10 protein-coding genes and 1 pseudogene are annotated in these 11,053 nt (G+C 61.0%); 3 read left to right on the top strand and 8 right to left on the bottom strand.

Going from position 1 to position 11,053, the window contains the following annotated elements:
- Positions 1-20: 20 nt before the first annotated feature.
- Entirely contained in the window at positions 21-299 is a 279-nt protein-coding gene (locus NW853_RS09210) for a hypothetical protein (RefSeq protein WP_414334793.1), read from the bottom strand.
- A gap of 374 nt (positions 300-673) precedes the next feature.
- On the opposite strand from NW853_RS09210, the gene NW853_RS09205 reads away from it, so the two are divergent.
- A complete protein-coding gene (locus NW853_RS09205; protein ID WP_414348871.1) occupies positions 674-1,579 on the top strand; it encodes an ABC transporter ATP-binding protein in 906 nt (301 codons plus the stop codon).
- Positions 1,580-1,607: 28 nt separating this feature from the next.
- Here NW853_RS09205 and NW853_RS09200 read toward each other — a convergent pair whose 3' ends face one another.
- Positions 1,608-2,327 (bottom strand): response regulator transcription factor, encoded by a 720-nt coding sequence (locus NW853_RS09200; RefSeq protein WP_414334791.1) that lies wholly within the window; start codon positions 2,325-2,327, stop codon positions 1,608-1,610.
- A gap of 438 nt (positions 2,328-2,765) precedes the next feature.
- Between NW853_RS09200 and NW853_RS09195 the strand changes: the two genes are divergently transcribed.
- Positions 2,766-3,134, top strand: a complete 369-nt coding sequence (locus NW853_RS09195) for a hypothetical protein (RefSeq protein WP_414334790.1) — start codon at positions 2,766-2,768, stop codon at positions 3,132-3,134.
- A 442-nt stretch (positions 3,135-3,576) separates the two neighbouring features.
- On the opposite strand, the gene NW853_RS09190 is transcribed toward NW853_RS09195, so the two are convergent.
- On the bottom strand, positions 3,577-3,894 hold the full coding sequence (locus tag NW853_RS09190) for a hypothetical protein (protein WP_414334789.1): 318 nt from the start codon (positions 3,892-3,894) through the stop codon (positions 3,577-3,579).
- A 37-nt stretch (positions 3,895-3,931) separates the two neighbouring features.
- Positions 3,932-5,797: an FAD-dependent oxidoreductase gene (locus NW853_RS09185; RefSeq protein ID WP_414348870.1), complete on the bottom strand. Its 1,866-nt coding sequence runs from the start codon at positions 5,795-5,797 to the stop codon at positions 3,932-3,934.
- A gap of 71 nt (positions 5,798-5,868) precedes the next feature.
- On the opposite strand from NW853_RS09185, the gene metG reads away from it, so the two are divergent.
- Entirely contained in the window at positions 5,869-7,419 is a 1,551-nt protein-coding gene (gene metG / locus NW853_RS09180; protein ID WP_414348869.1) for a methionine--tRNA ligase, read from the top strand.
- A gap of 3 nt (positions 7,420-7,422) precedes the next feature.
- Here the strand turns inward: metG and NW853_RS09175 are convergent, their stop codons facing one another.
- From NW853_RS09175 to NW853_RS09160, 4 genes and pseudogenes are all read right to left on the bottom strand, one after another.
- Complete coding sequence (locus tag NW853_RS09175; RefSeq protein WP_414348868.1) at positions 7,423-7,962, bottom strand: hypothetical protein; 540 nt, start codon at positions 7,960-7,962, stop codon at positions 7,423-7,425.
- Entirely contained in the window at positions 7,959-8,330 is a 372-nt protein-coding gene (locus NW853_RS09170; protein WP_414334785.1) for a YtxH domain-containing protein, read from the bottom strand. Before NW853_RS09170 ends, NW853_RS09175 begins: the two co-directional genes overlap by 4 nt.
- Positions 8,331-8,426: 96 nt before the next feature.
- Positions 8,427-10,856 carry a primosomal protein N' gene (gene priA / locus NW853_RS09165; RefSeq protein ID WP_414334784.1) on the bottom strand — a complete coding sequence of 810 codons (2,430 nt, stop codon included), beginning with the start codon at positions 10,854-10,856 and terminating at the stop codon, positions 8,427-8,429.
- Positions 10,856-11,053, bottom strand: a pseudogene (locus NW853_RS09160) (hypothetical protein); the annotation flags it as partial. The gene priA and the pseudogene NW853_RS09160, both read right to left, overlap by 1 nt.

The raw sequence follows: 11,053 nt of genomic DNA, 5'->3' as shown, positions 1-11,053 counted from the left end.
GCACGCCTTTTGGGGATCCCTTAGGACTTGCGATCCTGGGCCGGCAAAAGGTGAGCGATGAGGCGCTCCACCGTTTCCGCTTGGCAGCGAGCCGTCTCCGCCTGCTGCTGGCAAACGGCCTTCAACTCCCCCAGCCAGGCAGTTTGCTCTTGGGTCACCTGCACCTGTCGCTGGACAATATCCTTCAAATGAGACAGGTCGTCTTTGATGAGATTGACGGCTTCAGCCAAAGTCAGCACCGCACCCACCAGGCGATCGAGGCGGAAGTCAATTTGGTCAAGTCGGTCTTTGTTTTGCATCTGGATATCCGTGGGTGAACGCTATCGGTGTGTTTTGAATCGAGAGAGAGGAACTTTGCTGAAGAGGAGTTGGGGTTCGACAGCCGCGCCTGCCCACCTTGCGTTTTTATTGTTACCCATCAGCTGTGCCGATACCTGAGCTATTCAGCGCAATTTACTGTGCTAAGTATGGTTTTTTTCATAGCTTGGTCTCATAAGTTTACTTCTGTAAAAAACTTGTCATTCTACAATACTGACGGGAAAGCGATGGTGAGCGAGATCATAGCCACAGAGAAGTTGAAAAAGCGAAAAGGGATAGCCGCCAAGGCCAGGGATCCCGCCCAGAAACCTGTTTTGGCGTATGCTAAAGGAGAAAGATTTCTTTACACCCGCAGATGGAGCCGACCATAACCGCTCTTTCGATGGGCCCGGCCCTGCCCCAGACCCAGCCGGCAGCAGTGGAAATGCAGGGGGTGTGGAAGCGCTTTGGGCAGCAGGTGGCCGTGCAGGACCTGAGCCTGCGGATCCCGCAGGGGGAGGTGTTTGCCCTGCTGGGGCCCAACGGCGCCGGCAAATCCACCACCATCCGCATGCTCACCAGCCTCACCCGCCCCAGCCAGGGATCCATCCGGGTGGGAGGGTATGACGTGGTGCGGGATCCCTTGGCGGTGCGGCGGCAGATTGGGGTGGTGTTGCAGCCCATCACCCTGGAGGCAGAGCTGACGGTTTGGGAAAATCTGGAGTTCCATGGGCGCATGCACCACATCCCCAACCCGGAGCGGCAGCGGCGCATCGACGAGTGGCTGGAGTACGTGAAGCTGGCCGACCGCCGGCAGGACAAGGTGAAGACCCTCTCCGGCGGCATGAAGCGGCGCTTGCAAGTGGCCAGGGCGCTGTTGCACCGGCCGCAAATTTTGTTTTTGGACGAGCCGACCGTTGGGTTGGATCCCCAGGCGCGGCGGCTGTTGTGGGAGATCCTGCGGGATCTGAATCGGCAGGGGATGACCTTGCTGATTACTACCCACTACATGGAAGAGGCCGAGGAGCTGTGCGACCGCATCGGCATCATGGACGGTGGGAAGTTGATCGAGTTGGGCAGCACCGACCAGTTGCGGGCCAAGTACGGGGAAGCTCTGCTGGTGCGCTCCCGCCCTGGCCAGGAGGTGAGCTACACCTTTTTCCCCAGCCTGGCGGAAGCCCAGCGGCAGTTGGAAGCCGAACCCGACAAGACCGGCCTGATGGTGCGCCCTGCCAACTTAGAAGACATTTTTGTGCGTCTGACAGGCCGTCGCCTCGATTAGCGCGCTCTCTCCCTTTGAAAGAGGGAGGTTACGGTTTTTCCTCTCCCCATCCCTCTTTGGGAGTGGGAGGCTCGAACTTGTAGCCAACGCCGCGCACGGTGCGGATCAGCTCCGGTTGGCTGGTATCGGTTTCCAGCTTCTTGCGAATTTGGCCGATGTGGACATCGACCACCCGTTCATCTCCCTCGTGGTTAAAATCCCACACCTCTTGAATCAGCTCAGACCGTCGCCAGACCCGCCCTGGGTGTCGGGCCATGGTGTAGAGCAAGTCAAACTCCAAAGCTGTTAGGTTAATTGGGCGCCGGTCGCGGGTGACTTCTCGGGTTTCCGGGTCGATTACCAAAGAGGCAAAGGTCAAGACCGGTGCGCCGGCCATTCCGGTCTTCGTTCGTTGTCGCCGTAGGATGGCCTGCACCCGTGCCAGGAGCTCCGGCAGGCTGAAGGGCTTGGTCAGGTAGTCATCTGCCCCCAACTGAAATCCTTGCAGCTTGTCGGCAGGATTCACTCGGCTGGTTAACATCAACACATACACGCCGGTCTCTTCTTGCATCTGCTGGCAAAGGTCGTAGCCGCTCACATCCGGCAAGTTCAGATCCAAAATCACCAAGCTCGGCTGAAAAGCGCGCAACTGCTGTAGGCCCTCGGCCCCCGTCATCGCCACCTCCACTGAGTAACCCTGCCGCTGCAAGTACCGCTGCAGCAGAGTGCAAATGCTGGGATCATCATCGATGATGAGGATGCGGGGCATGGCGGCTCGACACTCTCGAAGACAGCAAGAGTCAAGGGTACAGAGTGTTGGTATATCGGGATCCCTTCGGCAGCTCATGGGCGGCGATTGCGCAGATACACCATGCTCCCAGCTTGCCAGCCAAAAAGGGAAAAGAGACGCCCTAACTCGGCAGGAAAGGGCAGCAAACACAAACGACTCACTAACTACTTAAGATTATTTCAGGTCTTTGTGAATAGGGTCACATGGGGGAGTTTATCCTTGCTGAGGCCGTCTTTCTCTCCTTAACGGGGGTTTATTCAAGGATCTTGGGCATTAGGGTTGCCTAGATGGAAGGGGAAGAGGATCCGCCAGGCAGATCCTTACACCTGGAGTTAACCTAGAAGCCTTAGCACTTTGTTTTCCCATCTCGAAGGTTATGCCTTAGCGTGATATCGTAGCAGTTCATCCTGGAGACCTATGTACAATCCCGATGAAGTTTTCCGCAAAGATGTCCAGTTGGCCCTCTTCACCTGGGGGATCCTGGAGCTGGCTTGTTTTGTCATCATCCCCTTCACCGGAGCCTATGCGTTCTCGCAAGTGGCAGATTGGCTGTGGCCCTCTTTGGTTCTGGGGCCGGTAGGTGCAGTGGTGGTGGCCTTTTGCTCGAAGCTAACGGTAGCTGCCAACAACCTCCGAGATCCGAAACAGAAAAAAGCGCAGCGGCAAATTGCCCAGGTGATTAGTTTTTTCGGCTTCCTGGGCTTGGCCCTGCCTCTAATCTTGGCCGGATGGGTGTTTGGTCGAGAGATTTTGACAACTGACTGGCAAAACAAGTTTACCAATTGAGTGGGGGTAATGAGTAGGGGTTGACATGCTCCCGTCACCGATCCCAAGCGGTACAGTGCCGGCTTCCCAACATCTCTGTTGAGCTTTTCCGGTCATTCCCAAAGATAGATTTCGCTACCGGTCTGGAGTTTCCCCCCGACAGACCGACTGCGCAGAGTGTTTCTCTTTCCCAGTTGTCCTGCAGTACTTCCCAACTCTCCCAATAACACCACATCCGAATAGCAGTGCAGTAAAGCCTTGCAAGACAAGGTTTATTTGTCTAGCTCATCCATCGCTGGCAGCATAGGGAATCGCCAGACGAGGGGAGCCCCTGTATCCCGATGCTCACCTTTCAGCTAGGGCGCGGGACTTAGAGCTCCCCGAGCCCCTCAAAAGTTAAATTGCTCTAGCGCTTAGCATTGTCCATACTGTTGGGGGTGAGGGCCGGTGCGGAGCGCTTGGGTCAGCGGGCGTTGTCCCGCCGGCCCAGCTCGTAGAGGCCACCGCCAACACAGGCAATAAGGCCCCAGGAGACGGCCCAGCTTTTGCCCAACGAGATCTCGGTGAAAGCCACCACCACCGCTGCTGCCAACAGGAAAGGGATGACGCTGAGCAGAGAGGCCAGAGCCCCACTGGGATCCCAGGACAACTGCTTTTCCCAACCCTCCTGCAGGCGGCGGTGCAGTGGCGACAACCCCCACATCAACCCCAGGCTCCAGAGGGCTGTGGCCGCCCACAACGAAGGGCGGATCGCCTCCAGTCCCCCAAATTCAACCCCCATAGCCTCCATGGCCAGCTCCCAACCCTGCCTTTCTAGGCTAGCGGGATTGGGCCCAGTCGGTGGCAGTAATGGTGGTGCCGGGAAATTGAATGGGATTGCCCAAGCTCTGGATCTGGGCTTGGAGAGCGGGCAATAGCTGCAAGTCCAGCAGCGGCTCCCGCAGGATCTCCGCCGGGATCAGATCCCGCTCCAGGGCAAAGTGGGCCGTATGACCCGCTGCCGTGCCAATGGCCCATTCCACAGGATGCACCCGGTAAGAGGCGCTGGCAATGCGGCTGGTGGCGATGTTCTTGCTGCCAGCTAGAAGATTGTCAATGCGCTGGGGGATCAGGGCCCGCAGCGGGATCTGGTAGGGGTAGGTAGGGGCTTGGGCATCTTGGTTGTGGCTGGGGGGCAGCGAAAAATCCGGCAGCAGGCACTCGTGAAAATCAATAGGGTACTGGCCCACCCCCACCGAATCGTAGAAGATGAAGGGGCGCCCGCGGTTTAGCTCCGATTCCCGCGTGGTGATATCCGACTCGTAGATGGTGAACCCCTCCGGGTAGGCAAGGCTGGGCCGACCGAGGATGCGCCGCGACTCGCGGATGTAGGGGTACTTGGAGAGGCCGCTGGCAGTTCCCATCGGGCTATTGGGCCCTTTGAGGTAGCGATAGCGCAGGTAAAAGTCCTTTTGAAAGTCAGGATCCGCCTGCTGCAGGAGAAAATCCGTCCGCCCTGCCACCAGCCAGTAGAAGAAGCCTTTAGCATGTTGCTCGGCCCGCTGCAGCGCCTCTACCCGCAAGCCCCCCATCCAGCCGCCGGGATCCAGATGGGCTTGCAGTTGCTCGTGGGTGAGGATGAGGTTCTTGTCTGGCCCGGTGATGCGCCAGTCGTTGCCCCAGGTCCAGTTCTGCAGGGATTGATCCCCCACCCGGATGGCCTCTTCCCCAAAGCCAAATACCTGTCCCCGGATGCGGCGGTAGGTGAAGACCAGAGCAAAGTTAAAGCGCGGCTGTTCAAAGCTGTAGTAGGGGCCGTGCAGCGGGTCGTCGTAGAACTCGGGCTTAATGGGCACCTGGGGCACAGCGGAGCGCTCGACAACAAAGGTGTAGGTAAACCCCTGGGTGCAGTAGGGATCCCTGTAGGGCTTGGAGCTGGGCTCCCAGCGGCTTTCCCCATCCGTGCCAAGGCGGTAGGGCACTCGCGCCAGGGGCAACAGCTCGCCGGTTTCGGTAGCATCGATTACTACCCAAGGTAGGGTTTTGCCCTGCCGCTGCGGCGGCGGCTCAAAGCGCAGGATCTCTTTGTCCCAGTCTGCGGTGGGCTCTAGGCGGTAAAAATCCAGCAAGTAGGTGGAGAGATCCCCCCGATTCTCCGGCTGGACGCCGGCGTGTTTGGGAATATTGCGGATGGCCTGCACACTGCGGACTTGGTAATTCTCAATCTCCACGTCCTTGACCACCGTCTCGGTAAACAGCCGCAACTGCCCCGACTGCAGGTAGGGATCCAACATCTCTCGGATGACCTGGTGGCCCACCTGGGGCGAGAAGCAGAGCACACTCACCCAGCACTTGCCGGGATTGGGATCACCGCCGTACTTTTCCCGCACCCGGCGGCGAAACTCTCTATAGCCCTGGGGAAAGATCTCGTTTTCCCGCTGCAAGGGCCGCTCATCCAAAGCCGAGACCCCCTGGGCGCTCACCTGGCCGCCAATCCAGTCGGTCATTTCGGTCATGCACACCTGTCGCCCCAAGCGCAGGGCATCGTAGGCCGCCGCCACCCCCCCCAGCCCGCCCCCAGCGATGAGGATCTCGCAAGGGATGCGGGTTTCCGGCAGAGGCTGGGCCAGAGCCGCCCCGGCGCCCAAGATCCCAGCCCCCAGGGCACCGCAGCCCCATCCCTTTAGGTTGAATGCCAGCTTCATCCCTGCCCCGTAACTCGGCCTGCCGGACTTTCCGGCAACTTTTATCATGGGGGAAAGCGCTGCAACTGCTCATGCCGGATTCCACCTTCGTCATCACCACACCCATCTACTACGTCAACGCTGCCCCCCACATCGGCAGCGCCTACACCACCATGGCGGCGGATGCCATCGCCCGTTACCACCGCCTGCGGGGCAAGGATGTGCTGATGGTAACGGGAACTGACGAGCACGGCCAGAAGATCCAGCGCACCGCTGAAGAGCGCGGCCTTCCGCCGCAGCAGCACTGTGACGAGATTGCCGCCCAGTTTGTAGAGCTTTGGCGGTTGCTGGATATCCGCTACGACCGCTTTATCCGCACCACTGACCCTCGCCACAAGGCCATTGTGCGGGAGTTTTTTCAGCGGGTTTGGGATCGGGGAGATATTTTCGTTGGCCGGCAGCAGGGCTGGTACTGCGTTGCCTGCGAGGAGTTCAAGGACGAGTCAGAGCTCCTAGAAGGTGGGTTTTGCCCCCTTCACCCCAACAAGAAAGTGGAGTGGAAAGACGAAGAAAACTACTTTTTTCGCCTCTCTCGCTACCAGGAAAAACTGGAAGCCCTCTATGCGGAGCACCCGGAGTTCATTCAACCGGAAAGCCGCCGCAATGAGGTCATGAACTTTGTCAAGCAGGGCCTGCGGGACTTTTCCATCTCTCGCCCCAGCGTCTCCTGGGGGATCCCCTTCCCGGCGGATCCCAGCCAAACCCTTTACGTTTGGTTTGATGCCCTCATTAACTACCTCAGCGCCGCCTTGGATCCTCACGACGAGCCCACCCTGGAAAACGCCCTGCGCCGCTACTGGCCTGCCGACGTGCATCTAGTGGGTAAGGACATCGTCCGTTTTCATGCCATCTACTGGCCGGCCATGCTCATGTCGGCAGGGCTGCCGCTGCCTAAACAAATCTTTGGCCACGGCTTTCTCACCAAAGATGGCCTCAAGATGGGCAAAAGCCTGGGGAACACGCTGGATCCCTTTGAGCTGGTGCAACGCTACGGCGCCGATGCCGTGCGCTACTATTTCTTGACCGAAATTGAGCTGGGCAAGGATGGCGACTTTAGCGAGGGCCGCTTCATCGAGGTTCTCAATGCTGACCTCGCCAACGACCTGGGGAATCTGCTCAACCGCACCCTCAATATGCTCAAAAAATACCAGCCCGACTACCGCATTCCCCCGGTGCAGATCGCAGCGGATCACCCCCTCAAAACCCTGGTCGAGCGCCTAGCCCCGGCGGTGGCCGATGCCTACGAGCGGCTGGATCCCAGCTCCGCTGCCCGCAAAGCCCTTAGCTTGGCCCAAGCCAGCAACAAATACCTTGACGAGCAGGCTCCCTGGACGCTGCACAAGCAGGGGCAAAGCGAACAGGTGGCCCAGATCCTCTACGCCGTTTTGGAAAGCGTGCGCTGGGTGGCGGTAGCCCTTTCGCCCATCATTCCCAACCTCAGCCTCAAGATCCTGCAGCAGATGGGGTTTCCTTTGCAGGATGTCACCCAATTGCGCTGGGATCCAGACGCCAGTTGGGGCCGGCTTCCCGCCGAGCAAGAGCCCCAACCTCCTGTGCCCGTCTTCCAGAGGATTCTCAGATAGCTCTCACGGGTTGGTGGCATCGGGTCGGGAAGGCTGCGCATTGGGGGGGGATCCCTCTGGCGTTGCCTTGCTGGCAAAAGAGCGCATATCTCCCAAGGAAATGCTTGGCGCAGCAGCAGAAAAAGGCCGACCAGCTTGGCCTGAGCGCAACTGAGGGTTACGCATGGCGGTGGGGGGAGTCTCGCTGGACAGCGCCTGCCAGGCCGCCCGTACCCCTGCCCAAAGGCTGCGGACATTGACCTGAGCGCCGCGGGCTTGGTTGCGGGCCCCTTCCAGGGAGCGGTTCACCTGCTTCACCACCTGTCCGGCCCCCTTGACCCCTTCGTCGAGGCTGTCGGCGATCTCGCTCACTTCCAAGCTGGTCAGACGCAAAGCCTCCAGCGTAGGGGGCAATTCCCGCAGCAGCGTGTCGAAAAAGCGTTCCACGCTCTGGGCGGCTCGACCCAATTGAATGACGGCAGGCAGCAGGGTCAGGATCACCGCCAAAATGCCCACTGCCACCAGACCTACCGAGAGGCCCAACCAAAATACCGGCTCGGTCATCGCGCTTCTTCCTGTCGATCTTGGGCTTCTAAGTTTGCTTCTTCCCTGGCCCAGGCGCTGCGGTTTTGGGCTTGGCTCAGTTCTTGTCGTTTTTGCAGCATGGCCTCTTTGCCCACCGCCACCGCCTGCTGCAGTCGTAGCAGTGCTTCGTCCAGACTTTTTTGAGCAGAGTCAAGCAGCTTTTCCGATTGGTATTGCAGGCTGCTGGTCACGTCTTCTGCCACCTCCGGCAGCGCCTCTGCCGATTTTTTCAAGAGTCGCCGCGTCTCCCGTCCGCTGCGGGGAGCTAAGAGCAGGCCAATAGCCGTGCCCACTGCCGTTCCCAGCAACAGCCCACCAATAAACGCGCCGGTTCGGTTCTCCGCCATGCTTTGCCAGAGTTGAGTTGGATACGGGTGGCCCCGAAACCAGACTACCTCAAGATCTCTGCGGATCGACGGGCTTTCTGCTTCTGCTGGCCGCCCCTAGAGAATCCGCAGGGGATCCACATCCAAGCTGACGCGGATCCCTTGGGGGGGATGGCCAATCGCGGTGTGAATCTGTGCAGCGAGCTGGGAGCGATCCCAAGCTTGATTGGGAAGCTGCTTTAACAGGATCTGCCAGCGGTAGCGTCCGGCAACCCGCTCCACCTGGGCCGGCCCCGGCCCCAGCACCTCTGCCGGGATCCCCTGCAGACGTTCGGCCACCTGATGGCAGTAGCGCTCCAGAGCCTCCAGGCGAGTGCTGCTCAAGCGGATCAAGATCAAGGCTCGATAGGGAGGATAGCCCCCCTCTTGCCGTTGCTGTAGCTCGGCCCGCAAAAACCCCTCGTAGTCGTGGGCCAGCACGGCCCGCAAAATCGGGTGCTCCGGCAGATAGGTCTGGATGATCGCCTGCCCCGGCAGGGATCCCCGGCCTGAGCGGCCCGCCACTTGGGTGAGCAGTTGAAAGGTGCGCTCGCCGGCGCGGTAGTCGGGCTGGTGCAACAGGCCGTCGGCAGCCATCACCCCCACCAGCGTCACCTGGGGAATGTCCAGCCCTTTGGTGAGCATCTGGGTGCCCACCAGCACCTGGGCCTTGCCGCTGCGAAACTGCTCCAGCAGCTCCCGGTGGGATCCCTTGCGGCGGGTGGCGTCGCTGTCGTAGCGCAGAATCTCTAGCTGTGGCCAATGCTGGTGCAGCACTTCCACTACTTTTTGCGTGCCGGTGCCGAAGTGCTTCAGGTAGGCAGATCCACAGGCGGGGCAGCGCTGCGGATGGGGCTGGCGGGCGCCGCAGTAGTGGCAGCGCAGCTCTTGCCGGCCCTCCAGGTGAAAGGTGAGGGAGACGTCGCAATGGGCGCAGGTGAGGACAAAGCCGCAGCCGCGGCAGAGGACAAAGGTGCTGTAGCCGCGGCGGGGAACGAAGAGGATGGCCTGTTCCCCCCGCTCCAGCGTCTGCTGCAGGGCCTGGTGCAGACGGCGGCTGAGGATGCTGCGGTTGCCGGCCTGGAGCTCCTGGCGCATATCCACCAGCTCCAGTTGGGGCAGGGTGGTCGGGATCCCAGCTTGGGGAATGCGCTGCGGTAGGGTCAGCCGGATCCACCGCTGCGGATCCTGGAGATGGGCGGCGTAGGTTTCCACCGCCGGTGTGGCACTGCCCAAGACCAAGGGACAGTTGGCCAGCTCGGCCCGCCACTCGGCCACCTGACGGGCGTGGTAGCAGGGCTGGGGCTGATCCTGCTTGAAGCTGTCGTCGTGCTCCTCGTCCAAAACGATGAGGCCGAGGTTGGCTAAGGGGGCAAACACCGCCGAGCGGGTGCCAATCACCACTTGGGGAGTGGCGGTCAACATCTGTCGCCAGGTGTCGTAGCGCTCCCCCTCCGAGAGGCCGCTGTGGTAGGCCCACACCTGGGATCCCAGCCGCGCCCGCAAGCGATCCATCAGTTGTGGGGTAAGGCCGATCTCCGGCACCAGCACCAGCGCCGACCGCCCTTGTTGCAGCACCTGGGCGATCACCTGCAGGTACACTTCCGTCTTGCCAGAACCGGTGACCCCGTGCAGGAGAAACCGCCGGGGCCGACCCAAGGCTTGTCGGATCGCCTCCACCGCCTCGGCCTGGGCTGCCGTCAGGGGCTTGGGCAGATCCCGCCACCCCGGCAAGTGGGCATCTGCCAGCCGCAGCAGCGGTCGCTCGTAGAGGTGGACACGGCCTTTGCGGGCCAGCCCCTGCAACACCGCTCGGCTCACTCCTGCCAAGCGCTCCCACTCGGTGAGCAGCAGCTCCCCCCCTTTTTGCTTGAGGATCTGCAGCGCCTTCTGCTGGGGCAAGCTCAGCCCCTCCGAGGAGTCGTCGGCCAGACTGGCAGCCAGTTGGGTTTTCATCCTACCCCCCTGCTGCTCCTGCCAAAAGCTCTCCACCCAACCCCGTCGCTGCAGTTCCCGCAGGGCCAGCTCGGCGCCGGGCATCTGCTGTTGGATGTAGCGCCAAGACAGCTCTCCCCCTTTGGCCTGCAGCAGCTCCAGCAGGGTTTGGGCAGCCGGCGAACATCCCCCCACCGCTTCCGGGCATCGCACCAGGCGGATACGCCGCTGAGAACGGCTGAGCAAACCAGGGGGCAGAACCGTGCGCACCACCTGGGCCAGAGGGGTAAGGTAGTAGTCGGCCACCCGCTGCAGCAAGGGCCAGAATTCCTTGGGCAGGATCCCTTTGGCCACCACCGCCTCGATCTCCCGCACCGATTGCGGATCCACTCCTGCCGGCAGCTCCGAGCGCCAGCCCAAAGCCACCCCCCCTGCGATCTGTTGACCAAAGGGCACACTGAGCAGGTCGCCGGCCTCTGGGGTGGATCCCTCTGGCACGCGATAGGTAAAGCAACCGCCCAAATGGGGATGATCCACCCACACTTCCAGCCAGCGGGGGGGAAGAGGCTGCATCACGGACGGGGCAAGAACCTGGGCAGATCGACCGCCCGCTTGCTTGCCCGAGCCGGCAGGGGCTGAATTGGGGGCTTGGGAGACAGAGCTTGATCGCTCGCGCCAGCAGGTCTGGAGGTATCGGCACGAGGCGGGACATCCAGGCCCTTGCGCTCCAACGCCGCCTTCAAGCTCAGCACATGCATCTGCTGCTGCTC

It is taken from the genome of Synechococcus sp. H55.11, assembly GCF_047462475.1.
Taxonomy (GTDB): domain Bacteria; phylum Cyanobacteriota; class Cyanobacteriia; order Thermostichales; family Thermostichaceae; genus Thermostichus.
This window is presented reverse-complemented; position numbering and strand designations above follow the sequence as displayed.

Excerpts from the sequence above, each read along its gene's own strand:
- NW853_RS09210 (WP_414334793.1), bottom strand. The coding sequence starts at position 299 with ATGCAAAACAAAGACCGACTTGACCAAATTGACTTCCGCCTCGATCGC.
- NW853_RS09205 (WP_414348871.1), top strand. The coding sequence starts at position 674 with ATGGAGCCGACCATAACCGCTCTTTCGATGGGCCCGGCCCTGCCCCAG.
- NW853_RS09200 (WP_414334791.1), bottom strand. The coding sequence starts at position 2,327 with ATGCCCCGCATCCTCATCATCGATGATGATCCCAGCATTTGCACTCTG.
- NW853_RS09195 (WP_414334790.1), top strand. The coding sequence starts at position 2,766 with ATGTACAATCCCGATGAAGTTTTCCGCAAAGATGTCCAGTTGGCCCTC.
- NW853_RS09190 (WP_414334789.1), bottom strand. The coding sequence starts at position 3,894 with ATGGGGGTTGAATTTGGGGGACTGGAGGCGATCCGCCCTTCGTTGTGG.
- NW853_RS09185 (WP_414348870.1), bottom strand. The coding sequence starts at position 5,797 with ATGAAGCTGGCATTCAACCTAAAGGGATGGGGCTGCGGTGCCCTGGGG.
- metG (WP_414348869.1), top strand. The coding sequence starts at position 5,869 with ATGCCGGATTCCACCTTCGTCATCACCACACCCATCTACTACGTCAAC.
- NW853_RS09175 (WP_414348868.1), bottom strand. The coding sequence starts at position 7,962 with ATGACCGAGCCGGTATTTTGGTTGGGCCTCTCGGTAGGTCTGGTGGCA.
- NW853_RS09170 (WP_414334785.1), bottom strand. The coding sequence starts at position 8,330 with ATGGCGGAGAACCGAACCGGCGCGTTTATTGGTGGGCTGTTGCTGGGA.
- priA (WP_414334784.1), bottom strand. The coding sequence starts at position 10,856 with ATGCAGCCTCTTCCCCCCCGCTGGCTGGAAGTGTGGGTGGATCATCCC.